This window comes from Gemella sp. 27098_8_149 (assembly GCF_041433745.1).
Classification (GTDB): domain Bacteria; phylum Bacillota; class Bacilli; order Staphylococcales; family Gemellaceae; genus Gemella.
Genome location: NZ_JAPWCB010000010.1, coordinates 20563 through 46504, shown reverse-complemented (window position 1 = coordinate 46504; position 25942 = coordinate 20563). Strand labels below are relative to the sequence as shown.

General features: G+C 33.0%; 23 protein-coding genes and 1 riboswitch. Of the genes, 7 read left to right on the top strand and 16 right to left on the bottom strand.

The genetic code is table 11. The features are described from left to right. Positions 1-4 precede the first annotated feature (4 nt). The gene (locus O3801_RS05700; RefSeq protein WP_294683358.1) at positions 5-706 is read right to left on the bottom strand and encodes an ABC transporter ATP-binding protein; all 702 of its coding nucleotides are present in this window, start codon (positions 704-706) and stop codon (positions 5-7) included. Between the two features lie 172 nt (positions 707-878). On the opposite strand from O3801_RS05700, the gene O3801_RS05695 reads away from it, so the two are divergent. After that, positions 879-1238, top strand: a complete 360-nt coding sequence (locus O3801_RS05695; protein ID WP_294683357.1) for an arsenate reductase family protein — start codon at positions 879-881, stop codon at positions 1236-1238. 138 nt (positions 1239-1376) lie between these two features. Then, positions 1377-1721, top strand: coding sequence for a 50S ribosomal protein L19 (gene rplS / locus O3801_RS05690; RefSeq protein WP_004263065.1), 345 nt, complete (start codon positions 1377-1379; stop codon positions 1719-1721). Positions 1722-1943: 222 nt separating this feature from the next. Here the strand turns inward: rplS and O3801_RS05685 are convergent, their stop codons facing one another. The 14 genes from O3801_RS05685 to gnd all read right to left on the bottom strand — a co-directional run bounded on the left by O3801_RS05685 (position 1944) and on the right by gnd (position 17869). Continuing rightward, positions 1944-3017, bottom strand: coding sequence for a PTS sugar transporter subunit IIC (locus O3801_RS05685; RefSeq protein WP_294683356.1), 1074 nt, complete (start codon positions 3015-3017; stop codon positions 1944-1946). Between the two features lie 154 nt (positions 3018-3171). Continuing rightward, complete coding sequence (locus O3801_RS05680) at positions 3172-4437, bottom strand: NAD(P)H-dependent oxidoreductase (protein WP_294683355.1); 1266 nt, start codon at positions 4435-4437, stop codon at positions 3172-3174. Positions 4438-4454: 17 nt separating this feature from the next. Next, positions 4455-5168, bottom strand: coding sequence for an NADPH-dependent FMN reductase (locus tag O3801_RS05675; protein WP_371454351.1), 714 nt, complete (start codon positions 5166-5168; stop codon positions 4455-4457). Between the two features lie 57 nt (positions 5169-5225). After that, on the bottom strand, positions 5226-6161 hold the full coding sequence (locus tag O3801_RS05670) for an FAD:protein FMN transferase (protein ID WP_294683354.1): 936 nt from the start codon (positions 6159-6161) through the stop codon (positions 5226-5228). Between the two features lie 651 nt (positions 6162-6812). Further along, on the bottom strand, positions 6813-8129 hold the full coding sequence (gene eno / locus O3801_RS05665) for a phosphopyruvate hydratase (RefSeq protein WP_294683353.1): 1317 nt from the start codon (positions 8127-8129) through the stop codon (positions 6813-6815). Positions 8130-8194: 65 nt separating this feature from the next. Then, positions 8195-8959, bottom strand: a complete 765-nt coding sequence (gene tpiA, locus O3801_RS05660; RefSeq protein ID WP_371454350.1) for a triose-phosphate isomerase — start codon at positions 8957-8959, stop codon at positions 8195-8197. A gap of 27 nt (positions 8960-8986) precedes the next feature. Then, positions 8987-10183 (bottom strand): phosphoglycerate kinase, encoded by a 1197-nt coding sequence (locus O3801_RS05655; RefSeq protein ID WP_294683352.1) that lies wholly within the window; start codon positions 10181-10183, stop codon positions 8987-8989. Positions 10184-10427: 244 nt separating this feature from the next. Continuing rightward, the gene (gap, locus tag O3801_RS05650; RefSeq protein WP_294683351.1) at positions 10428-11435 is read right to left on the bottom strand and encodes a type I glyceraldehyde-3-phosphate dehydrogenase; all 1008 of its coding nucleotides are present in this window, start codon (positions 11433-11435) and stop codon (positions 10428-10430) included. Positions 11436-11448: 13 nt separating this feature from the next. Continuing rightward, positions 11449-12471, bottom strand: coding sequence for a sugar-binding transcriptional regulator (locus O3801_RS05645; RefSeq protein ID WP_371454349.1), 1023 nt, complete (start codon positions 12469-12471; stop codon positions 11449-11451). Positions 12472-12665: 194 nt separating this feature from the next. Continuing rightward, positions 12666-13292: an exonuclease SbcC gene (locus tag O3801_RS05640; protein ID WP_294683349.1), complete on the bottom strand. Its 627-nt coding sequence runs from the start codon at positions 13290-13292 to the stop codon at positions 12666-12668. 99 nt (positions 13293-13391) lie between these two features. Next, entirely contained in the window at positions 13392-14354 is a 963-nt protein-coding gene (locus O3801_RS05635; protein ID WP_294683348.1) for an asparaginase, read from the bottom strand. A 13-nt stretch (positions 14355-14367) separates the two neighbouring features. After that, positions 14368-14943: a beta-class carbonic anhydrase gene (locus O3801_RS05630; RefSeq protein ID WP_371454348.1), complete on the bottom strand. Its 576-nt coding sequence runs from the start codon at positions 14941-14943 to the stop codon at positions 14368-14370. A gap of 150 nt (positions 14944-15093) precedes the next feature. Continuing rightward, positions 15094-16485 (bottom strand): glucose-6-phosphate dehydrogenase, encoded by a 1392-nt coding sequence (gene zwf / locus O3801_RS05625; RefSeq protein WP_371454347.1) that lies wholly within the window; start codon positions 16483-16485, stop codon positions 15094-15096. After that, complete coding sequence (gene gnd, locus O3801_RS05620) at positions 16457-17869, bottom strand: decarboxylating NADP(+)-dependent phosphogluconate dehydrogenase (protein WP_371454346.1); 1413 nt, start codon at positions 17867-17869, stop codon at positions 16457-16459. The genes zwf and gnd overlap by 29 nt, the downstream gene beginning before the upstream one ends. Positions 17870-18314: 445 nt before the next feature. On the opposite strand from gnd, the gene aldA reads away from it, so the two are divergent. Next, positions 18315-19766, top strand: a complete 1452-nt coding sequence (gene aldA, locus O3801_RS05615; RefSeq protein WP_371454345.1) for an aldehyde dehydrogenase — start codon at positions 18315-18317, stop codon at positions 19764-19766. Between the two features lie 153 nt (positions 19767-19919). On the opposite strand, the gene O3801_RS05610 is transcribed toward aldA, so the two are convergent. Continuing rightward, positions 19920-20669 carry a hypothetical protein gene (locus O3801_RS05610; RefSeq protein WP_294683343.1) on the bottom strand — a complete coding sequence of 250 codons (750 nt, stop codon included), beginning with the start codon at positions 20667-20669 and terminating at the stop codon, positions 19920-19922. A gap of 685 nt (positions 20670-21354) precedes the next feature. On the opposite strand from O3801_RS05610, the gene O3801_RS05605 reads away from it, so the two are divergent. From O3801_RS05605 to ribA, 4 genes are all read left to right on the top strand, one after another. After that, on the top strand, positions 21355-22698 hold the full coding sequence (locus tag O3801_RS05605) for a sodium-dependent transporter (protein ID WP_294683342.1): 1344 nt from the start codon (positions 21355-21357) through the stop codon (positions 22696-22698). 107 nt (positions 22699-22805) lie between these two features. Further along, positions 22806-22930, top strand: a riboswitch (FMN riboswitch). Between the two features lie 171 nt (positions 22931-23101). Then, the gene (gene ribD, locus O3801_RS05600) at positions 23102-24172 is read left to right on the top strand and encodes a bifunctional diaminohydroxyphosphoribosylaminopyrimidine deaminase/5-amino-6-(5-phosphoribosylamino)uracil reductase RibD (protein WP_294683341.1); all 1071 of its coding nucleotides are present in this window, start codon (positions 23102-23104) and stop codon (positions 24170-24172) included. After that, positions 24157-24768 (top strand): riboflavin synthase, encoded by a 612-nt coding sequence (locus tag O3801_RS05595; RefSeq protein ID WP_004263116.1) that lies wholly within the window; start codon positions 24157-24159, stop codon positions 24766-24768. Before ribD ends, O3801_RS05595 begins: the two co-directional genes overlap by 16 nt. After that, entirely contained in the window at positions 24761-25936 is a 1176-nt protein-coding gene (gene ribA, locus O3801_RS05590) for a GTP cyclohydrolase II (RefSeq protein ID WP_294683340.1), read from the top strand. Before O3801_RS05595 ends, ribA begins: the two co-directional genes overlap by 8 nt. Positions 25937-25942 lie beyond the last annotated feature (6 nt).

Sequence of the window (25942 nt, the reverse complement as noted above, 5' to 3'; positions counted from 1 at the left end):
AACACTACCACTCTATTTCATCAATACTTTTAGGATTAATATTTTGTGTTACTTTTTTCACTTTAGCATCGTATATTTCTATTACCTTGTCTGCAGCTTCAGCTATAGAACTATTATGAGTAATAATAACTACAGTTTTTTTCTCATCCACACTATAGTCTTTTAGGATATTTAAGATGTTTTTTCCCGTCTTATAATCTAATGCTCCAGTTGGTTCATCACAAAGTAATAGTTTTGGGTTCTTAGCTATCGCCCTCGCTATAGCAACACGCTGTTGTTCTCCACCAGAGATTTGCGAAGGGAAATTATCCATTCTATGTTCTAATCCTACTAACTTTAATATTTCAGTTGCCTTTTTTGGTTGTTTTACTATTTGCCCAGCTAATTCAACATTCTCCAAAACTGTTAAGTTCGGAATTAAATTATAAAATTGAAAAACAAAACCTATATCTTCTCTTCTATATCTCGTTAGTTCTGCTTCACTTAAACCAACAATCTCTTTTCCAAAAATATTAATAGACCCCTTACTCGCATTATCCATTCCACCTATAATATTAAGAAGTGTACTCTTTCCTGCTCCACTTGGACCTAAAATTACAACAAATTCTCCTTCATTAATATCAAAACTAATGGCGTCATTCGCTATAACTTTATTACTATTTTCTCCATATATTTTAGAAACATCTTTTACAATTATTTTTTGCATAGTATTTCTCCTTTATTTCTATAAGTTAATTATATCACAACTTATTTGTTCAATTAATCTAAACGCTTTTCATATACACTAAATCCTAAACAGATTTCTTTACACTAATAAAAATAAATATTATAATATCAATAATTATTTAGAATTTACATAAAATTATTGAGGAGATTATATGCTAACTATTTACGAATACCCAACATGCTCGACATGTAGAAAAGCAAAAAAACTTTTAACAGAAAACAACATTGAAGCAACATATTTCAATGTTAAAGAAAAAACACCAACAGTAGCAGAATTTAAAAAGATTATTAAGACATTCGATCTACCATTAAAGAAATTATTCAACACTAGTGGGCTAGTTTATAAAGAACTTGGATTAAAAGACAAGTTAGAGACTCTTTCTCTTGAGGAAGCTTTAACATTACTTCATGAAAATGGTATGTTAATTAAACGTCCTTTAGCATTTGATTTGAAAAATGATATTCTTCTTCTAGGATTTAAAGAAGAAACTTGGGAAAAAGCTCTTTTATAATAAATTTTATTAAGTTTTCTATTGATATTTACTTGAAATAATGTTATAATAGTCAAGATGTGAAAACATTAAATTACGATGTTCCTCTGTTAATCAAGCATTAGTAATGAACATTTTGTAAAAAAAGGAGAAAGAATAATGAGCAAAATCATTGAAGCGATCACTAAATCGCAATTAAGATCAGACATTCCTGAATTTAAAGCTGGGGATACAGTAAGAGTACACGTTCGTATCGTTGAAGGTGGACGTGAGCGTATCCAACAATTCGAAGGAGTAGTTATCAAACGTCGTGGTGGAGGAATCTCTGCTACTTATACTGTACGTAAAATTTCAAACGGTGTTGGTGTTGAAAGAACATTCCCTGTTCACACTCCAAAAGTTGAAAAAATTGAAGTTGTACGTAAAGGTAAAGTTAGACGTGCTAAATTATACTACCTACGTAACTTACGTGGTAAAGCTGCTCGTATTAAAGAAGTACGTTAATAAGAAGAAGCTTAAAAGCCCTATTACATCAGTAACAGGGCTTCTTTTTTTCGCTTTGACCATGTTTTGAGAGTATTCATTAGAAAAATACATATTATTTCCTATTACAAATACCATTCTAGTTCCATATATACACTCGATTACCTTTTATCTTTACAAAAATTATAAATACAAAAATAAAAAAGAACTAACTATATTTTTCTATAGCTAGTTCTTAATTTCTTATAAATCTAATTTATAATCATCAGCTTTAACAAAGCCTTTTTTCTCCATATAGTAATATACTCCATATGAAATAATCGCAGGTAATATGAAGTGTAGTAACAATATTTCAATTAATAGCACTGAATGAGCTGTATAAGATGACATTGTTTGCCATGTCATAAGTTGTCCTACTAGCCCTGACGTTCCCATTCCACCACCAGCTGGATTATTTTCCATTCTAAAAATAATCGTTGCTATTGGACCCAAGATAGCACTCGCTATTATTGGCGGAATCCAAATTACTGGTTTTCTCATAATATTAGGAACTTGCAACATAGATGTACCTAATCCTTGAGCAAGCAATCCATTCCAACGATTAGCTTTAAAACTTATCACTGCAAAGCCAACCATTTGAGCTGCACATCCCACAGTAGATGCACCTGCAGCGATACCCGATAATCCAAGTATAATAGATAATGCCGCAGAACTTATAGGTAATGTTAAAATTATCCCCATAACAACAGAAACAACTACTCCCATAATAAACGGCTGTAATTCCGTTGCTTCTCTTATAAATGTACCAAGAATTTTCATCCCTTTTATTAAATATGGACCTGTTAGATAAGAAATTATTCCCCCTATGATTATTGTTACAAATGGAGTGATAATAATATCTATTTTGGTTTTCCCAGAAATAAGTCTACCTATTTCCGCAGCTATAACTACAGCTATGAAAGCTCCTAATGGATCTCCAGAACCACTAATTATCAATTTACCTTGATCTAGCAAATTATTAGTACCTAGATTCGATCCGAATGCACCTAAAAATCCGACTACTCCTGAAGCTAAAATTACTAACTTAGGAGCTTTAAGGGCATGAGCAACACCTATACCAATAACTGGACCTGTTAATGCCATTGCAATACTCGCTATAACAAGTAAGAAACTTGATAAACTCCCACTCAGATTTATGGCTATCTGCTTAATAATTAAGCCAATAATTAAAGTACAAAACAACCCTAAGGCCATTCCATTTAAAGCAACAATAAAATACCTATGAAATAACTTAGATAAAACATTATTTTTATTCATACAATACTCTCCGTATTCAGTAAATATCATTTTACACTAATGTGTACTTATTTAATATTATAACTTAATATTTCCTAATATTCTCTAAATTTGCTCTAGAAATAAAAAAGACTTAAGAATAACACTTAAGCCTTTTATAATTTTTTCTATTTTATTATGCTGAAGCTCCACTTGTTGCATCTGCTGCTGGTGCTGGCGCTGCTGGTGCTGCTCCACCATGACCTGCATCAGAAGCTCCACTTGTTGCGTCTGCCGCTGCGGGAGCTGGTGCTGCTGCATATCCGTGACCTACAGGTACTCCATTTTTAACTAATGATTGACCTGTTTGTTTTAAGTACCAATCTACGATTGGTTTGAAGTCTAAGATGTACTCGTTGATACCTGCATATTTACCATTTTTGTCGTACATAGCTTGGTAGTTGTGCACAACATATTTATCTGGTCCATGAGTTGGAACGTGTGTACGGAATACATCAATTTGTCCTGAACGTAGTAATCCTACTAACCAGTTTACACTCTTATGTATTCTCTCTGGGTGCTCTGGGTGAACATTTGCTAATGAACATCCAACTTGTACTGGACGACGTTTTGCAAGCATTTCGTAATCTTCTTTGTGGTAGTTGTAGTATAAGAATTGGTTATTGCTGTCTGCATAAGTTAATTCCATTGGCATAGAGTTTAAGAAGTAGTTAAGTTGGTCTACTGTTAAGATACCACGATCAAGTTTAACATATGTATCTCCAGATACAGCGTTAACTTTTTCAGCTGCTTTTTCATACCAGTCATCAGCATTTCCATCAACACCTTCAATTGTTGTATCACATTTTCCACTAGCTGTTAAGTCTTCTGGCGGTGTTGGTTTTCTTTCTGCTAATGATTGCGCTACTGTAGCAAATTTAACGAATTTAGTTAAACATGTACGTAAGTAACCTACTGTACGGTCATCTTTTAAGTTACCTTCAGCATCGAAAGCTTCTTTAGCTTTTCCTAAAAGGAACTCGTTACCAGGGAATACGATTGCGTTAACACCTGGTGCGTCTAAGATTTGACGTAAGTGTAATTGAGCACGAGATGATCCTTGATCATAGTAAGAAGCACCAAGTACCATTACTGGTTTATTTTCAAGTGGGTGTAATTCAAATGATAACCACTCTAAAGCACTCTTAAGTGATGCAGTAATTGTGTGGTTGTGCTCAGGTGTAGCGATGATAACACCATCAGCTTGTAAAATTTTACGGTTCATTACTAATAAATCTTTGTTTTCTCTTGAATGATCTTCATCTTGGTTAAACATTGGTAAGTTAGTAATGTCTAATAATTCTAAAGTGAATAAATCTTTATATTCTTTTGCTATAAATTCCATTAATTTGCGGTTATAAGAAATCTCCGCGTTTGAACCTACGATTCCTACTAATTTCATGTGTCTACACTCCTATCCTATTTTAAATCTTCCCAAGAGAAGTTTTCAATTTCTTTTTCAGCTAATTTATGTGCATTAATTAATTTCTCAGTAATTTTGATGAATAATAAGAAATCAGCAAATAAACTATCTAATTTCGCTACAGTTTCTGGGTTAGAGATATCTCCAACTTCGTCGAAAGCTTGTAAAGAATGTCCTAATAAGAACTCAGAACTTGGCATTACACGTGCTTTAACTTCTGGTGAATCCATCATTTGACGAAGGTGAGCTTGTGCACGAGATGATCCTAATGTTCCGTATGAAGCTCCTGTTAACATTACTGGTTTGTCAAGTAATGGGTGAATTCCATAAGATAACCAAGCAATTGCACTCATTAATGATGCAGGTACTGCATGGTCATACTCAGGTGAACTGATGATAACCCCGTCAGCTGCTTCAATTTTAGCTGCAATTTCCTTAACTCCTTCAGGTAATTCTTTATTAGCTGGTTTGTTGAATAAAGGAAGATCTTTAATTTCAACTAACTCAATATCAGCTTTTCCTGCAAAGTGTTTTTTAATATATTGTAAAAGTTGGCGGTTTGTAGATTTTTTAGAGTTTGTTCCAACTAGACCAATTAATTTTACCATGTTTTTGTTTCCTCTCTCATTTTTTTTACTATCTACTTTATTTGTATCTAGATTTTCTTGTCTTGTTTTTTTAACATTTTTTTTGTTTTTTTCTTCAGCCACTTTAATAGAGCCTCCTTAACTTAATAATATACTCAGTATTCTTCAAGATATTGTTATTTAACATATTATTTTATCTAGCACTCCGCTTGTATAATAGACTTTACCTTCAGTTGTTACTACAACGCATTCTATGTCAGGTAAACTATTTGTTTCATCCATAATATCTTGGATATTTTTCCCAAATAATCTTGTTGTCCAAATTTCTCCATCTACAGAGTTTTTAGAGATTATAGACAACCCGGCTACATTCGTCTCGACGGGATAACCTGTTTTTGGATTTAGAATATGATGGTAAGTTTTTCCATTTTCTGTATGATTACGTTCATAAATACCAGAAGTTACTACTGATTGATTTTTTATTCCTATCGTAAATAAATGATTTCCTCTTGGTTCAACCGGATTCTGTATACCTATGCGCCACATTAAATCTTGATTATGCTTAGCATCACCAAAAGTTAATACATTACCACCTAGATTAATCAATCCTGCATCTACTCCTCTTTTTTTCAAATATTCAATCATAAGATCCGCAATATATCCTTTCGCTAAGGCACCTAAATTAATAGCCATTCCTTTTTTGGCAAGATATACAGATTGCTCTTCATTATTTAGAATTATTTGATTAGGATCAGTTATTTCTAATAAATCATCAATTTCTTGTTTCGTTGGAACTTTTACATCTTTAAACCCTATTCTCCATATTTGCACAATTGGGCCAATAGCAATATTTAAAAAACTATTTTTAGCACAACTATGAACCTTTCCTATCTTAATCAAATCAAATAAATCCGGATGGACTTTGACTGCTTTGATACCTGCATTATGATTAACTTCCATTAATTCAGAACTGTCATCGTTTGCGCTAAATCTGTGTTCATACATCTTTAACATTTCTACAGCATCATCTAAAATATTTTCAGCATCAACGCTATCAAAAATAAGAATATCTATATGAGATCCCATTAATTTTAAGGACTTTCTTCTTAATTCCATTTTTTTACACCTTACAATAAAAAATTTATTTGCTTAAGATAACTAAATATGTTGTATACATCTACAAGAAACCTGTTATTAAAAGACAAAGTAATAATAGATGATTAATACTTCAAATACATTATATAACAGAATTCTCTTCAAATCAATAAAATATTTAACTCATAAAGGAGGTATAACATGATATTTTCATTAAAAAACACAATAATAAGTAATATACTTATTTTAATTTTTCATAAAAAAACCAAAAAATATATTTTATATTTAATCTTCACCATCCGAAAATACTAATATAACAATACTTTATAGCCTTCTAAGTTATTTAAAATTTATCAAAATATGTTTATTATAAATTTCTAAAAAAACAAATATAAACTAGAAAAAAATAAAAATGTAATAGTACAACTTTCATTTTCATTGATATTCATTTTCATTTACCTATCTGTATCATATTAAGTATATATATACTGTTATAAAATAAAACTATTAATTAATCATAACTTAAGAAGTTATCTTGTATATTATGACTAATTAATAGCAACTTTTATTGTTTTAATTTAATTTTAAAAATAAATAGTTTCACTTTATATTTTATAGAACAACAAAAAAAGGCAAGAGTCATAGACTCCTACCTTTTTAAAAAAATTCTAATTAGCGTTTGATGTTGTAGAATGCTTTAGCTCCTGGGTATTCAGCTGTTGCATCTAATTCATCTTCAATACGTAATAATTGGTTGTATTTAGCAATACGGTCTGTACGGCTAAGAGAACCTGTTTTGATTTGTCCAGCGTTAGTAGCAACTGCGATATCTGAGATTGTTGAATCTTCAGTTTCTCCAGAACGGTGAGAAATAACAGCTGTGTAACGAGCACGTTTAGCCATTTCGATAGCGTTTAGAGTTTCAGTTAAAGTACCGATTTGGTTAACTTTGATTAGGATTGAGTTACCAACACCTTGTTCGATACCTTGTGATAATTTCTTAGTATTAGTTACGAATAAATCGTCTCCTACTAATTGTACACGGTCACCGATACGGTCTGTAAGTAATTTCCATCCTTCCCAGTCGTTTTCATCCATACCATCTTCGATAGTGATGATTGGGTATTTATTTACTAATTCTTCTAAGTAATCAACTTGCTCTGCTGAAGTACGAACTGCTCCACCTTCACCTTCAAATTTAGCGTAGTTGTAAACTCCGTTTTCGTAGAATTCAGATGACGCACAGTCAAATCCTAAGAATACGTCTTTACCTGGTTCTAATCCAGCAGCTTTAATTGCAGCTAGAATAGTTTCAACTGCATCTTCAGTTCCTTCGAATGTTGGAGCGAATCCACCTTCGTCACCTACTGCAGTAGATAATCCACGGTTGTGTAATAATTTAGCTAAGTTGTGGAATACTTCAGCTCCCCAACGTAAAGCTTCTTTAAATGTAGGTGCTCCTACAGGTAAGATCATGAACTCTTGGAATGCGATTGGAGCATCTGAGTGAGATCCACCGTTTACGATATTCATCATTGGAGTTGGTAATTCTTTAGAGTTTGTTCCTCCTAAGTATCTGTATAGAGGTACTCCTAAAGAATCAGCTGCAGCGTGTGCTACTGCTAAAGATACACCTAAGATAGCGTTAGCTCCTAGACGACCTTTGTTTTCAGTTCCATCTAATTCGATCATAGCGTAGTCAATTCCTACTTGATCAAATACGTCGAATTTACCTTCTAATAATGGTGCAATTTCTTCATTAACGTTAGTTACAGCTTTAGTTACACCTTTACCTAAGTAACGACCTTTGTCTCCATCACGTAATTCAACTGCTTCGTATTGTCCAGTTGATGCTCCTGATGGTACTAGTGCGCGTCCAAACGCTCCTGATTCAGTTGTTACTTCAACTTCTACAGTTGGATTACCACGTGAATCTAAAACTTCTCTTGCATATACTTCTGCGATAATATCAAATGTTTTTGCTAACATTAATTTTCTCCTTGTTGTTTAATTTATATTTCTATTATACTACAATTTTTTAAAAATTGCTAAACCTAATCTAATTTTCCGCCTTCTAAAAGAGCTAAGAATGATTCTGGTTGTAAAGCAGCTCCACCTACTAATGCTCCATCTACGTCTGGGCATGATAGGTATTCTTTTACGTTTTCAGGTTTTACTGAACCACCGTATTGGATACGAACTTTTTCAGCAACTTCTTTTCCGTATAGTCCTTCAACTACATCACGAACAGCTTTACACATTTTTTGTGCATCTTCTTTAGTAGCTGATTTTCCAGTTCCGATAGCCCAAATTGGTTCATAAGCGATAACTGATGATGCTACTTGTTCAGCTGTTAAATCAGCTAAAGCTCCTTTTACTTGAGCTCCTACGAATTCAGCAGCTTTTCCTGCTTCATAAGTTTCAAGTGTTTCACCACAGCAGATGATTGGTAATAATCCATTTGCAAAGATAGCTTTTGCTTTTTTGTTAATATCTTCATCTGTTTCGTGGAAATATTCACGACGTTCTGAGTGACCGATTACTACATAATTTACTCCCATTTCAGCTAATACTTTTGGTGAAGTTTCACCAGTGTATGCTCCTGAATTTTCAAAGTAACAGTTTTGAGCTGCAACTCTTAATCCTGTTCCTTCAGCAGCGCTAAGTAATGCACTTAGGTCTACAGCTGGAGCTGCAATACCAGCTTCAACTTTGTCAGCTGATGGTAATTTCCCAGCGATTGCTTCAACGAAAGCTTTAGTTTCTTCTGGGTTTTTGTTCATTTTCCAGTTTCCTGCGATAAATGGTAATCTTGACATAATGTTACTCTCCTTGAGTTTTAAAAATTATTTATTTGATAATGAATCAATTCCTGGTAATACTTTTCCTTCTAGGTATTCTAGAGAAGCTCCCCCACCTGTAGAAATGTGTGAGAATTTCTCTGCATATCCTAAAGAAATAGCTGCTGTCGCACTATCTCCACCACCGATAATAGTAGTAGCACCTTCTAGGTGAGCGATAGCTTCACATACACCAATTGTACCTTTTGCAAAGTTTGGCATTTCGAACACACCCATTGGTCCGTTCCAAATTACAGTTTTCGCTCCCTCAAGAGTATTTTTGAATAATTCAACAGATTTAGGACCGATATCTAATCCTTCTTCATCAGGCTGAATATCACCTTCAGCAACACGGCTAGGCGCATCATTTGAGAACTCTTTAGCTACAACTGTATCGATTGGTAATACTAATTTATCACCTGCTTTTGCCATAAGTTCACGAGCGTATTCAACTTTATCATCTTCACAAAGTGAAATTCCTATTTCTTTACCTTGTGCTTTCATGAAAGTATAAGCCATACCTCCACCGATGATTACTTTATCAGCTTTGTCTAATAAGTTTTCAATTACTGCAATTTTATCAGAAACTTTTGCTCCACCTAAGATTGCAACAAGTGGTCTTTCTGGGTTATCTACTGCTCCACCGATAAATTTAATTTCTTTATCTACTAGGAATCCAGAAGCAGAGTTTCCTTCACCAATGTTAGATGCAATACCTACGTTTGAAGCGTGAGCACGGTGAGCTGTACCGAATGCATCGTTTACATATACATCACCTAGAGAAGCCCAATATTTAGCAAGTTCTGGATCATTTTTAGATTCTTTTTTACCATCTACATCTTCGAAACGAGTATTTTCGAACATTAAGATTTCACCTTCATTTAATCCTTTAACCGCTGCTTCTAATTCAGCTCCGCGAGTTTCAGGTACGAATTTTACTTCTTTACCTAATAGTTCTGATAATCTTTTAGCAACTGGCGCTAAGCTTTTCGAAGCTTTATCAGCTTCTTCTTTAACACGTCCTAAGTGAGAGAACGCTACTACTTTAGCTCCTTGATTTAAAGCATACTCAATAGTTGGTAATGCTGCAGTAATACGATTATCGTTTGTAATTACACCATCTTTTAAAGGCACGTTGAAATCAACACGCATTAAGACAGTTTTCCCTTGTAAGTTACCTAAGTCTTTAATAGATTTCTTCATGGAAAGCTCCTTTTAAATATTTTTGGAATATATGAGACAAGGGAGTGACTCAAAAATCGTGATTTCATAGAAATCGATTTTGTCGAGTCACCCCCGCAAAGTTTATTAGATATCTAAAGAGCTTTTACAAAGCGAATTTAGATATCAATAAACCACTGCGTTTATGTGCTCTCATATGAACTTTGTTAAGTTTTAGGACTTTTGGGAAAGCCCCTTATCTACTCTTATTTATTACCTAATTAGATTATTTGATTAATCCTGCAAAGTATTTTAATGTTCTTACTAATTGAGCAGTGTAAGACATTTCGTTGTCGTACCAAGATACAACTTTAACTAATTGTTTGTCACCAACAGTGATAACTTTTGTTTGAGTTGCATCGAATAATGATCCGTAAGAAATTCCTACGATATCAGAAGATACGATTGGGTCTACGTTGTAACCGAATGATTCGTTAGAAGCAGCTTCCATAGCAGCGTTAACTTCTTCAGCTGTAACAGTTTTTTCTACTACTGCTACTAATTCAGTTAATGATCCTGTTGGTACAGGTACACGTTGAGCAGCTCCATCTAATTTACCGCTTAATTCTGGGATTACTAGTCCGATTGCTTTAGCAGCACCAGTTGTGTTAGGTACGATGTTAACAGCTGCAGCACGAGCACGACGTAAGTCTCCTTTAGGGTGTGGAGCGTCTAGTGTGTTTTGGTCACCAGTGTATCCGTGGATAGTTGTCATTAATCCTTCAACTACTGTGAAGTTATCGTGTAATGCTTTAGCCATTGGAGCTAAACAGTTTGTAGTACATGAAGCACCAGAGATAACTGTTTCAGTTCCATCTAAGATTTCGTGGTTTACGTTGTAAACTACAGTTTTAACGTCGTTTCCACCTGGAGCAGAGATTACAACTTTTTTAGCTCCTGCTTTAATGTGAGCTTCAGCTTTTTCTTTAGAAGTGAAGAAACCAGTACATTCTAATACTACGTCTACTCCTAATTCTCCCCATGGTAATTCAGCTGGGTTTGGATTAGCGAAAGCTTTGATTTCTTTACCGTTTACTACGATGCTTCCTTCTGCTGCTGATACTTCTCCGTCAAAACGACCTTGAGTTGTATCGTATTTTAATAAGTGAACTAGTTGAGCAACTGGTGTTAAGTCGTTAATTGCTACTACTTCGATCCCTTCTACGTTTTGGATTCTTCTTAATGCTAGACGTCCGATACGTCCAAATCCGTTAATTGCTACTTTTACTGTCATTTTTTAGTTCCTCCTAAAAATTTTTATTAACTTTTTTTATTATTTTTTTGCAAATAGCCTCGTCAATAATCAGTGTTGCATTCGCTGGATTAGTATTTAAGTAACTGTATACCGCATCAGCTTTTGCGTCTCCACCAACTATCGTAAAGACATTATTAATGCCATTAACATCTTTAAAACTCATACCTATAGTAGAGGTTTTAAATATTTCATTGCCGTTTTCATCGAAATAACTTCCGAATGATTCACTAACGGCTTTTTTCTCATGTAATACTTCTAAAATTTCTTTTGATGACTTTCGTCTCTCCGCCATTTCAAAAGCATTTCCTATACTATGGATTATTATGGATGTTTTTCCTATAACATCAAGTGCATTTTTTACAACTGGCTCTTTCACGAGTTCTTCTAATGCTTTTTCTCCTATATTATCTGGTGCATGTAGTAATTGATAAGCATGTCCAGAATTTTTTGCCATTTTAGAGGCAATATCGTTAGCTTGATATTCTGTATCTACCACAGATAATCCACCTCTAATTGGGGTTATAGTAACATTTTTTCCATAACCAAATGTTGCATTAGCTTTGCCGGCTATGTAGTACATCGTACTTCCTCCGCTGACTCCAATTACGCAATCTTTAGTTATTTTAGCATTAACCTTATCCAGAAGTAGGCTTGTCATTTCTTCCCTAGTGGCTTCATTATTTATGAAATCACCCGCAACTATATGAACTTGTTTTATAGAAAAATGATTCTTAATAAAACTTCTCTCTTTAACAAACGCATCGTTTATTACCGATTCCTTTATTTCCAAAAGAAGCATTTCTCCTTTTTCTGTAACACTCATCCCTGTAGCTTTTTTGGTTATCAATCCTAACTTGGATAAAACTTCACATTCCGTACGTAATTGTCTTTCTGTCATATTAATGAAATTCAACAGTGTTTTTCTACCTACTGGTTGATTAACCTTAATAACAACTAGTAGTTCGTATCTATTATTAAATTTCATAAACATTTCAGGAACGAGTCTACTTTGCATATGTAACAAATGTAAAATATCCATCTTAAGTTTCCCCTGTAAAATTGAAAATTTATCCTGTGGACAATTAATGTCCAGTTAGGTCGTTTTTCGACCAACTTATTCTAAAAAAATAAACTTTCTGATTAAAATTATAGCAAAGACTTAACAAAAAATCAAGTCTTTAGGAAGATTTTAATCAAAAAATCCATTTTTTATTTTAAAATTGTTAGTAATTCAATTAGTATTATAAAGTAAAATACGAAAATCATTTCATATTCTTTATAATCTATCGGCAAATTAGAGATGTATTGACTAGGGTAATTCACTTCTATATCTTTTTTCAAGTCAGCAACATTAATATCGTCAAAATTATATCTAGTTAATAGACTCTCCAATTCTTTATCACTATAATAGAATATTTTCTTAACTTTTGATGAGAATAAACTATCAGCAAGCGTAATATTTTCTATTACTGATAAAACTGACTCTAAGTCGCGTCCTGCTTTATTAGAATTTTCCGAAATAATACTATATAATTTTTTCAACAGAAGCTTTGGAGTTTTATATTTTAACTCTAGTACTTCAAAATCAATTCCCTCAATTTTTTTTGAATTCTTTTGTTTTTTTGTATTATTTTGTTTTGTAGATTGTTCAGCATTTTTTTCAAAAAAGACTACTAACTTATCTTCTATTTCTATTATTTCATTTTTATTAAACTCAGTTTTATTACCTAAGTTTTTTAATGTTTTCTCTTGATCTAATTTTTGGTATGGTCGTTTAAATTTGTTTTCATCAAGTAGATAAAAACCGCGATACGACTTGTGATATTTAAATTTCAATTTTACACCTCTTTCCTAATTTTAATCATTTAATATACTACCATAATTATAAAAATTATTCAACCTTATAAAAATATAGTATAGTAATTAAAACAATTATTAAAATAGTTTTCCTAGTTTTTCAAATGATATACCCGCTTCCAATAAAATCATTAATTTTACTCTGGCCTTCTGACCACTCAAGCCTGTTGTGAAAATAACTCCATCTTGTTGGAATCTTTTTCCTCCACCTTCATAGTCATAAACATCTTGAGTAACTCCATTAAATGCACGAGAAACAAAAACTACAGGTATATTCTTTTCGATACAGTTTCTAACAGAAGAAACAGTTTTTGGCGGTAGATTCCCAGCTCCTAAAGCTTCTATAACTAAACCATCCGCACCTAAATCACATACAGCATTAATCAACTTCTCATCCATACCAGCATACGCTTTTAGTAAATATACTTTCTTTTCAGTAGTATTTACCTTATAATGTTCCTCTTTAATCAATTTTTGGAAATATATAACATTATTTTTAGATACCAGACCTATCGGACCAAATGTTGGTGTCTGGAATGTCGCTACATTAGTAGTATGTGTCTTTGTAACATATGTTGCAGTATGAACCTCATCATTCATAACTACTAATACACCTTTATCCCTACTCTCATCATCAACAGCAACTACTAAAGAGCTTCTAAGATTAGCTAGTCCATCTGCACCTATTTCATTACTTGATCTCATAGCACCTGTTACGACAACAGGAATGTTTATATCTAATGTCAACTCTAAATAATAAGCCGTCTCTTCTAGTGTATCTGTTCCATGAGTAACTACTACACCTTCATAGCCCTCTTTCACAGCTTCTTCAATTCTATTTTTTATACCTAACATTTCACGTTCTGTTATTTGAGGAGAAGCAAGATGATATAAATCTTCTACATACAAATCTCCAATATAAGAAAATATGTTTCCACCAGCACCTATCGGGTTACTATCAGTTGGGGCAACTTTCCCAGTTTTCTGGTCCTCACTCATTGAGATAGTTCCACCTGTATTTAGTATTAATATTTTTTTCAACTCGCGTTCCCCCCTAATTTCTTAGATTTTCATATCCATTTACAACTAAGTCTACTTTTCCATTTTCAGGATTAATAACTAACCCATGAACAGGAACATCTTTTGGAATCAATGGATGTTTTGTTATCATATTTACGTCATGGGCCACACTCTCATTAACATCATCAAATCCATGTAACCATGAACTCAAATCAAGGCCTGAATACTGCAGAATATCTATAGTTTCCTTACCTACACCTCTACTCTGCATTTTTTCCATAATTAAACTAGTATCAATATTTTGCATACCACAATCATGATGCCCCATAACGATAATTTCGTCAGCCTTAAGCATATAAACTGCTATTATCAAACTCCTCATAATCGAACCATATGGATGCGTTAATATTGCTCCAGCATTTTTTACTACTTTTACATCCCCAGAAGACAAGTTTAAAGATTTTGTTGAAAGTTCAACTAATCTCGTATCCATGCATGTAAACATTACAACTCTTTTAGCCGGGTATTTATCCTCAGTTTTATATTTTTGATATTCTTCAAATTTTACAAAATATTCGTTATATTCTAACATTGAATCTAAAAGTCTCATTAATTGCTCCTTTTCAAAATCTTTATTATTTTTATATCTTTTAATTATACTACACTTATCCGTTATCGTAAACTTTGCAACCCTACTAAATAATATCTAAAACTAAAAAAATGTATTGCATGATTTTACTCACACAATACATTTAATTATTTATTTAACCCAATTAACAAGTTCGTCAGCTTCTTTAGGCCCTTTTGAACCTTGTTCATAAGTATATAATGGAGAACCTTGTTCTTCATATTTAGCAATTAGTTCATTAACAAACGTCCAAGAAGCTACGATTTGGTTCCATTGTGAGAACAGTGCTCTATCTTCTCTGAAGCAAGCATCTAATAATCTTTCATACGCTTCTGGAGTATTTATAATATTTTCTAATATACAACTTTGACAGAAGTCTAAAGAGATAGGTTGTAATTCTTGCTCTGCTCCTGGTTTTTTAGCATTAAATTGGAAATACACACCTTCTTCAGGTTGAATTTTTATTATTAATACATTACCCGGAGATGATCCAACAGCTGTAAATTGAACTACTACTTGAGTTTCTCTTTTCTCTAGTTTTTTACCAGTTCTTATAAAGAATGGTACACCTTCCCAACGCTCATTATCTACAAATAATTTTAACGCTGCGTAAGTTTCTGTCTTAGAGTCAGCAGGGATGTTTTCCTCTTGTAGATACCCTTCATATTGTCCCATTACTAGACTTTCGTGAACATCCTCAATTGGTTTAAGTGAAGCAAGAAGGTTATATTGACTTTCGTGAATACCACGGCTTCCCTCTTCTTTAGGTTCTTCCATCGCTACAAGTGATAATACTTGTAATAAATGGTTTTGAACCATATCTTTTAAAGCACCACTTTTATCGTAGTAACTAGCTCTTGTTCCTACACCTACTGTCTCAGCAGCTGTAATTTGAACATTTTCGATAAAGTCTTTATTCCAAATACCTTTGAAGATTATATTTTCAAAACGTAAAGAAAGAATGTTTTGAATCATCTCTTTACCTAAATAATGGTCGATATGATAAATTTCATTTTCATCGAAGAATTTAGCAAGCTCATCATTTAATAATCCAGCTTTTTCTAAATCTTCTCCGAATGGTTTCTCAATAATAACCTTCGCATTATTTTCAGAACAATGTTTTTTAAGTCCATTCGTAATAGTAATAAAGAACGTAGGAGCTACTGCAAAGTAGTATACATGATTTTGAATATCTTGCTCAACATAGAAGTTTTGCAGCATTTCATAATCATCTTCATTTGTCATATCCATTTTGAAGTAAATAATTCTCTTAGCATACGCATCAAATTGTGCATCGTCAAATTTTGTACGAGCGTATTCTTTAACCCACGTACGAGCAATATCAATATAATCTGATTGTGTGTATCCTCTACGACCTATCACAACAATCTTAAAATCATCGGCTAATTTACCTAATGCGTTTAAGTTATATAATGCAGGTAACAGTTTTCTATAAGTTAAGTCTCCTGTACCCCCAAAAAGTGTTATAGCTGTTTTATTTTCCATTGTTTCCAACCCAGTCATAGTGATAACTTCCTTCTTTATCAGTTCTTTCAAAAGTATGTGCTCCAAAATAGTCACGTTGTGCTTGAATTAAGTTAGCACCACTGTTCGCTGTAGTGTAGATATCTAAGTATGAAATTGCAGATGTCATAGCACTTAGTGGTAATCTATTAGTAATTGCTAATGTAGCAACTTCACGTAAACTATCTTGTCTTGTTTCGATTACTTCTTTGAAGAATGGATCAAAGATTAAGTTTTCTAATTTTGAATTATTTTGGTATGCTTCGATAATGTTTTGTAAAATTTTCGCTTGAATAATACATCCACCACGGAAAATTTTAGCAATTTGTGAATAATCAAAAGTCCAGTTGTATTCTTTTTCAGCAGCTTGTAGTAATTTAAATCCTTGTGCATAAGATACAATTTTTGAAATGAATAATGCATCTTTTACAATATTTTTTAATCTTTCTTTATCTTCTACAACTGCATAAGGTCTACGAGTGAATTCTTGTTCAGCACGAACACGTTCTTCTTTAAGGTTTGACATATATCTTCCATTTAAAGCAGCTGTAATAACTGATACATCAATTCCTAAGTCAATAGCTTGTTCGTTAGTCCATTTACCTGTACCTTTTTGTTGAGATTTATCTAAGATTTTATCTACTAAGTAGCTTCCGTCTTCTTCTTTAACTTTGAAGATATTTGCAGTGATTTCAATTAGATAAGATTCTAGTTCACCTTTATTCCACTCTTCAAAAGTTTCTTGTAATTCTTCGTTAGTAAATCCACCTAGGTGTTTAAGAACTTTGTATGCTTCAGAGATTAATTGCATATCTCCATACTCAATACCATTGTGGACCATTTTCACATAGTGACCTGCTCCACCAGTTGAAGTGTAGCTACAGCAAGGAACGCCATTCACTTTAGCAGCAATAGCTTCTAAAATCGGACGAATTTCTTCATATGCTTTTTCATCTCCACCAGGCATTAAAGCAGGACCAAATCTTGCACCTTCTTCTCCTCCTGATACACCAACACCGAAGTAGTTGATTCCTTTTTCTAATAATAAGTCGTATCTTCTTTGAGTATCTTTGAAGAATGAGTTTCCTCCATCGATAATAATATCACCTTTTTCTAGTAGAGGTGTTAATTGTTCTATTAAACTGTCAACAGCAAACCCAGCTTTAACCATTAAAACAACTTTTCTAGGTTTTTCTAGACCGTCAATTAGCTCTTGTAGAGAATATCTTCCTACTACATTTTTGTGTGGGTGCTCCTCTAGCATTTTATCCACAACTGTTGTTGTTCTATTAAATACCGCAACCTTAAATCCATTGTCCGCGATATTTAAAGCTAAGTTGCTTCCCATTACTGATAAACCAATAACTCCTATATTCTGTTTCATTAATGAACCTCCTAATTGTTTCTTACCTAAGATTATACCACTAAACATATTGAATATGGAAATAATTTTGCTCGAGAAAATTTTTTCTTATTATTTACTTTAATTACTTAATGTATTAAATATTAAATTTAACATTAATCTGTAACAAGTACAAAAATTTAATTTTTGTACACCAATAACACCCTTCTTTATTGTATGCGTTTTATTTGCTATATTACAGATATTTATATTTTTTTGATTTTTCTCTCCTCTCATTAATTAATACTATTTTTTGAAAATATACATATACAATTTTTTTATTAAAATTATCAAATTTAATCTTTAAATATATAAATATATATCAAAAACTTAAACAAAACACTTGATTTATACTTTTTCATAATATATAATGTTAGCAAGAAATGGTAACGTTTACTTACCGAAAAAGAAAAAGGAGAACTAAACTATGAGTGAAGTTAAAGTTTTAAAAAATTTTATCAATGGGGAATTCGAAAATAATTCAAATTATGATTATCTTGACGTGCTAAATCCATCAACAGAAGAAGTTATCGCAAAAGTTCCTTCTTCAACTAGAGAAGATGTAGACCGCGCTATCGATATCGCAGAAGTTGCACAACTTGATTGGGAGAAATTACCAGCTGTTGAAAGAGGAGCATACCTGAGAAAAATTGCGGATCGTATTCGTGAACGCGAACCAGAAATAACACAAACTATTGTTAACGAAGGTGGTAAAACTTTCGATTTAGCTAAAGTTGAAGTATTATTCACTGCAGATTACTTAGATTACATGGCTGAGTGGGCTAGAAGATATGAGGGAGAAATTATTCAAAGTGATAGAAAAGATGAACACATCTTCCTATTCAAACGCCCTCACGGAGTAACTACTGGTATCTTACCTTGGAACTTCCCATTCTTCTTAATCGCTAGAAAAGCTGCACCAGCTTTACTTACAGGGAATACAATCGTATTAAAGCCAAGCCAATTAACACCAATTAACGCAGATATTTTCGCTGAAATCTGTGTAGAAGTAGGCCTACCTAAAGGTATCCTAAACATTGTTCACGGTCGTGGATCTGTAGTTGGAAATAGATTAGCTTCTAACCCTAAAGTTGGATTAGTAAGCTTAACAGGTAGCTTAACAGCTGGACAAGAAGTTATGAAAGCCGCAGCTGAAAATATTACTAATGTTTCTCTAGAGCTTGGAGGAAAAGCACCAGCTATCGTATTTAAAGATGCTGACTTAAATCTTGCTGCAAAAGCAATCGTAGCTTCACGTGTAATTAACTCTGGACAAGTATGTAACTGTGCAGAAAGAGTTTATGTACACGAAGATGTTAAAGCTGAATTCGAAAAATTATTATTCGCAGAACTTGACAAAGTTAAATTCGGTGATCCAAATAAAGACGGTGGCGTAGATTATGGACCACTTATTGAAAAACGTGCTTTAGATACAGTTGCAGAAAAAGTTGCTTATGCAGTTAAACAAGGTGCTACTCTATCTTACGGTGGAACTCGCGATGAAAATCAAGTTGGATACTTCTTTGGACCAACTGTTTTAACAGACGTAACTAACGAAATGAACATCATGAAAGAAGAAACATTCGGACCTGTAATTCCAATTGCTACATTCAAAACTTTAGAAGAAGTATTAGAATACGCTAATGATTCAGAATACGGGTTAACTTCATCAGTTTATACTACTAATCTAAACACTGCATTCAAAGCAGTTAATGGCCTAAAATTCGGTGAAACATATATCAACCGTGAAAACTTCGAAGCAATGCAAGGATTCCACGCTGGACGTCGTAAATCTGGTATCGGTGGAGCAGACGGTAAACACGGTTTAGAAGAATACTTAACTACTCAGGTTGTTTACATGCAATTAGATAACGAATAAAATAAAGAAAAACAGATTCTAGAGTTCTAGAGTCTGTTTTCTGTGTAATAAAAGATATTAAAAGAAAATGGATGCAATCCTAAATTAAGGATTACATCCATTTTTGAAATATCTATGTTAGATTGGAATAATAATTAGATTATCAATCAAGTTTTAGAAGTGGAACTCGTCAGCGTCGTGACCAATTGTTGTTTTATACTTTGGTCTTTCTTGTTTCGTAGTTGATCCTTCACCTGGTGCTGGTGTTGGAGTAGGTTTTAGTTCCGGAGTTGGTGCTGGTTGTGGTTCTGGAGTTGGTGTTGGAGCCGGAGCTGGTCCTGGTTTCACATCATTTCCTGGTGCTGGTGTTGGAGTTGGTTTTTCTCCTCCAGCTACTAATTCATCAAATCTTGGACGATCTCCTGGTTTACCTTCTTCTTTTTTACCATTTCCATCATTGTTTCCTGGTTTACCTTCAGGTTTAACAGCTGCTTTACCATCTTCATATTTGTAAGAAACTGTTGCTCTTACTAAGTGAGAGTTGATAGTTTTTGAGATTGTTACGTGATCAGTTACTGCAGCAGTTTTTGGTAATGCTTTTGGAGCAAATCCGTTTCCTACTTTTTTAGCATCAACGTTGAAAGGTACTAATTTAGTTTCACCTTTTTTAAGGTTTCCAACGTTTACTACGTGTTGACCTTTCCCGTCAACTGAGATTGTAACTTTTGCATCTTGTACATCTTGAGTTGCAGTAACTTGTACGAAGTTACCTTGTGCGTTTTGTACGAATTTAGCTACAACGTGTTTTGATTGAGCTTGTTCAGCAGCTTGTGCTACTGTTGTAGTTGTTTGAGCTGCTACTGGTGCTACTGCTAATCCAGCAACTACTGTAGCTGCTACTAATTTTTTAACATTTTTGTTCATTATTAAACTTCCTCCTAAATTTTCTATAAATACATTAATTTATGCATTAAATTCATATAGTTACAATATTAACATATATCAAAATTCAATGCAACACTTTACGTAAATTTTTAAAGGTTTTTTTACAATTTTTTAAATAATAATTATAATTAAAATTCATTTAACTTCAACTTTCCTTATTATATTAAGCTTTCTTTAACTTTTTATAATAAAAATTTTAATCATATTAATTATTTAACTTATCCCCTATTCGATATTTTTTATCAATTAAAACCACTTTCATAAATTAACATTAATTCATAGAATAATGATTCTACTTACAATTGAAAATTTAATACCTATTTCATTTTTTTCATAAAGATTACAAAAAAATAATTGACAAATTTTCAGATAAATGTTAAGATTTTATCAACAATTATAAAAAGGAGCTACTCAATTATGAAAAACACAATTTTAACTAGTAAAAGAGAATACTTTTTTGTGCCATTTTAGCAGCACTTATATCTCATAGCATTGTAGATATAAGTGCAACGATGTCTACAATGGCTAGTTAAGTTTGTTTTCGGCCATTGGTAAAAATACTAAATGGTCTTTGAGTATAATAATATATATTTCTAAAAAGCTATTTAGTATTTTCTAAATAGCTTTTACTTATTTTTAACATCAAATTTAGGAGGAAAAATTTATGTCAGATAATTCAAAATGGAGTTCTAAAATAGGATTCATACTTGCCTCTGCTGGTTCTGCAATAGGACTAGGTGCAGTATGGAAGTTCCCGTATATGACCGCAGCTAATGGTGGAGGTGGATTCTTACTGGTCTTCCTTATCTTTACATTATTAATTGGTTTACCACTTCTTCTAGCTGAATTCGTACTAGGCCGTGGTGCGGGAGTATCAGCAATTAGAACTTTTGGTAAATTAGGAAAAAATAAAAAATACAATGTTATTGGTTATATCGGTGGATTCGCACTATTTATCTTACTATCATTCTACAGTGTTATCGGTGGATGGATCTTAGTATATCTTGGTATTTCAATCGCGGATGCACTTGGCATCCACGCTACTACTGATCACGCAACACTTTTCACTAGTATTATTTCTAACACTTGGATTGCATTAGGTGCTCAAGCACTATTCATCTTATTGAATATTTATATAGTATCTCGTGGTGTTCAAAAAGGTATTGAAAAAGCATCAAAAATCATGATGCCACTATTATTCATTATCTTCTTAGTAATTATCGCTAGATCATTAACATTACCTAATGCGTTGAGCGGAGTAACTTATTTCTTAAAACCAGATTTCACTAAAATCACTAGTTCTGGAATATTATTCGCACTAGGACAATCATTCTTCGCACTATCAATCGGGGTTACAGCTATGCTTACATATGCTTCTTACCTTGATAGAAGAACTAATCTTGTTCAATCTGGTATCTCAGTTGTATTAATGAACATCGCTGTTTCAGTAATGGCTGGTCTTGCAATCTTCCCTGCAATGAGTTCATTCGGTATGGAGTCTGAAGGTGGACCAAGTTTATTATTCATCGTGCTACCTCAATTATTCAATAATATGGCATTTGGTAAAATCTTCTACATCTTGTTCTTAATATTATTCTTATTCGCTACTATTACTTCATCAGTAGTTATGTTAGAAATTAATGTAGGAAATATCACTAATCAAAGAAATACTAATCGTACTAAATTTAGTATCATTATCGGAATCTTAACTTTTATCGTTGGAATTCCTTCTGCCCTATCTTACGGTTCATTATCTAATACATTAATATTTGGAAAAACAGTTTTTGATTTAATGGATTTCTTAGTTTCTAATATTCTAATGCCACTTGGTTGTCTTGCTTTATCAATATTCACAGGATATGTACTTGATAAAAAAGTAGCTTTAGAACAATTACACATCGACAAAAATAAAAAATCTAGCCTAGCATTATTCAAAGTATGGTTATTCTTACTAAGATATGTACTTCCAATTATTATCCTTATCGTTTGTTTAGCACAATTCTTATAATAAATTAAATAAAACTATCACATTGTATATTTCATATTTTGTGATAGTTTTTATTTTTTATCATTGACAACCGTTTTCATTAGTGTTAATATTAAGTCATGAATTAAATATTTCTTCGGGGTCGGGTGAAAGTCCCAACCGGCGGTGACTAGTTTACTAGAAGTCCGTGAGCGCAAGCTGATCTGGTGAAATTCCAGAACCGACAGTAAAGTCTGGATGGGAGAAGAAATTAGTAGTATTAGGATAAAAATACCTAATGCTTTATCGAGAATATTTTTATAGCCTATGGTGCATCTAAGAGTACTAAGGTGTATTAATCGAATATAAAACTAACCATCAATCCCGATTAAATTTGAAATTCAAATGTAATTGGGATTTTTATTTTTAGAAAGGAGTTGATAATATGCATGAATATTTTATGAATCTTGCTCTTCTTGAAGCCAAGCGTGGTGCTAAGTATACACATACTAATCCAATGGTTGGAGCAGTTATTATAAAAGATAATGAAATTATCGCAAGAGGTTCGCACCTTCGATACGGCTGTGAACATGCTGAAAAAAATGCAATTTCTACTTGCAAAACTCCTGAAAAATTATTTAATTCAACACTATACGTTACGCTAGAACCTTGTAATCATAAAGGGAAACAACCACCTTGTACAGATGCTATCATAGAAATGGGAATTTCAAAGGTAGTCGTTGCTCAATTAGATCCTAATCCTATCGTTAGTGGAAAAGGTATCAAATACTTGCAGGACAATGGTATCGAAGTAATAACTGGTATTCTTAAAAAAGAGGCTTATAATTTAAACTACGCTTATAATCTATATCATACTGAAAAAAGACCTTATGTAGTTTTAAAACAAGCTACTAGTCTCGATGGAAAGCTAGCCTTTACCGATGAAAGAACACAGATTACCGGTAAAGAAGTCTATGATTTTGTCAGAAATGAACGAGATAATTATCAAGCAATTCTCGTAGGTGCCAAAACGGTATTAATAGATAATCCAACATTACTTGGCGCTAATACATCACTGTTCCCACCAAAAAGAATTGTCCTAGATGCTGAAGGCTCTATCTTTGAACAAAGTAATCTTAACTTATTTAACAATAGTTCATCTGAAGTTATAGTTTTCACAAAAGTTAAACACGAAAACTTACCTTCACATGTGACTCTTATCACACCTAATGATTTCAGCATAAAAGAAATTTTATCAGAAATTGCGAAACTAGGTATTCAATCGGTTTATGTAGAAGGTGGACCTAACATTCACGATCAATTTTTAGCTAGCGGTTATTGGGATGAAGTCATAACTTATATCTCACCTATTCTTTTAGGGGGGAACAATACTTCATCATTCACTAGTAGTAGAATAACAAATGAAAAAATAAAACTTCATGATACTAAGATTACTAAACTTGGCGAAGATATACGTATCTCAGGAAGGAGAATATCTCAATGTTTACAGGATTAATAAAAGAACAAGGTAAAATAGTAAAAATTATCAAGTCTAGCCACAGTATAAAACTAACTATTCAAGCGAGTAAGAATTTACTAGAAACATACAAAATTGGTGATAGTATGGCGGTAAACGGTGTATGTCTAACATGTGTACAAAAAAGTTCATCACAGTTTACTGTAGATATTATGCCAGAAACTTATAAAAGAACGACATTTAAAGATTTGAAAATAAATGACGCTGTCAACCTAGAACCTGCAATGGGACATTCAGATAGATTTGAAGGTCATATTGTTTCTGGACATAGTGATGGTTTAGCACAATTAGCAGCAAGACAAAAAGACGAAAATGCCATCCTACTTACTTTTTCTTATCCAAGTAAATTCCAAGGTGAAATTATTAACCAAGGATCTATTACAATTAACGGGATAAGTTTGACAGTAGTAACTTGTGATAATAACAAATTTACGGTATCGCTAATTCCACATACAGCTAAACATACGAATTTAGAAAAATTAAAAATTGGCGATAGTGTAAATATAGAAACAGATATATTAGCAAAATACATAAAAGCTCAATTAAAACTATTTGGAGGAAAGTTTAATGATTAATAACGTAAGACAAGCAATAGAAGATTTAAAAGCTGGAAAATTAATCGTTCTTATCGATGATGATGACAGAGAAGCTGAAGGAGATTTAGTAGGACTAGCAGAATTCGTTACAGGTGAAACTGTTAATTTTATGGCAAAACATGCTCGTGGATTAATTTGCGCACCAGTTTCAACTGAAATAGCTAAAAGATTAAATCTGCACTCTATGCTAGATAAAAATACAGATCCACATGAGACTGCATTCACTGTGAGCGTCGACCACAAAACATCAACTACGGGAATCTCAGCTTTCGAAAGAGCAACAACTATAAAAGAATTAGCAAGTCCTAATTCTAGACCTGATGATTTCAATAGACCTGGACATATGTTCCCACTAATCGGTCGTGACGGTGGAATCAAGGTTCGTCGCGGTCACACAGAAGCAAGTTTAGACTTAGCAAGATTAGCTAATAGTACAGAAGCTACATACATCTGTGAAATTATGAATGAAGATGGCACTATGGCTAGAAGAGATGACTTATATGAATTCGCTAAAAAATGGAATTTAACGGTTGTTGATTTGGATGAACTAACACGTTTTTTGTCATTTGAAGATAGTGTCAAAGTAAAATTACCTACAGAATTTGGTGATTTTGATTTACAGCTATTCGAAGACGAATTTAATAAAGAACATTTAATAATTAGTAAAGGTGATTTGACTTCTGAAGAGCCTTTATTAATACGTGTTCACTCAGAGTGCTTAACTGGTGATGTCTTCACTTCACACAGGTGTGACTGTGGGGAACAACTACATGCTGCTCTACAAAAGATTTCAGACTTAGGTCGCGGAGCAGTTCTTTATCTACGACAAGAAGGACGAGGAATAGGATTAAGAAATAAACTTCTTGCCTATCAACTACAAGAACAAGGCGTTGATACTTACGAGGCCAATGTTCAACTAGGATTTGCTCCCGATGAAAGAGACTATACTATAGCCGTAGACATGCTTGATTACTTAGGGATTAAATCGGTAAAACTTCTTACGAATAATCCTGACAAAGTAGAGCAACTAAGCTCTCTAGGAATTAATGTGGTAGACCGTGTTCCAATAAATATAAAACCACAAAAAGAAAATAAACACTATTTACAAACAAAAAAAATTAAATTTAATCACTTTTTAGACATATAAGGAGAA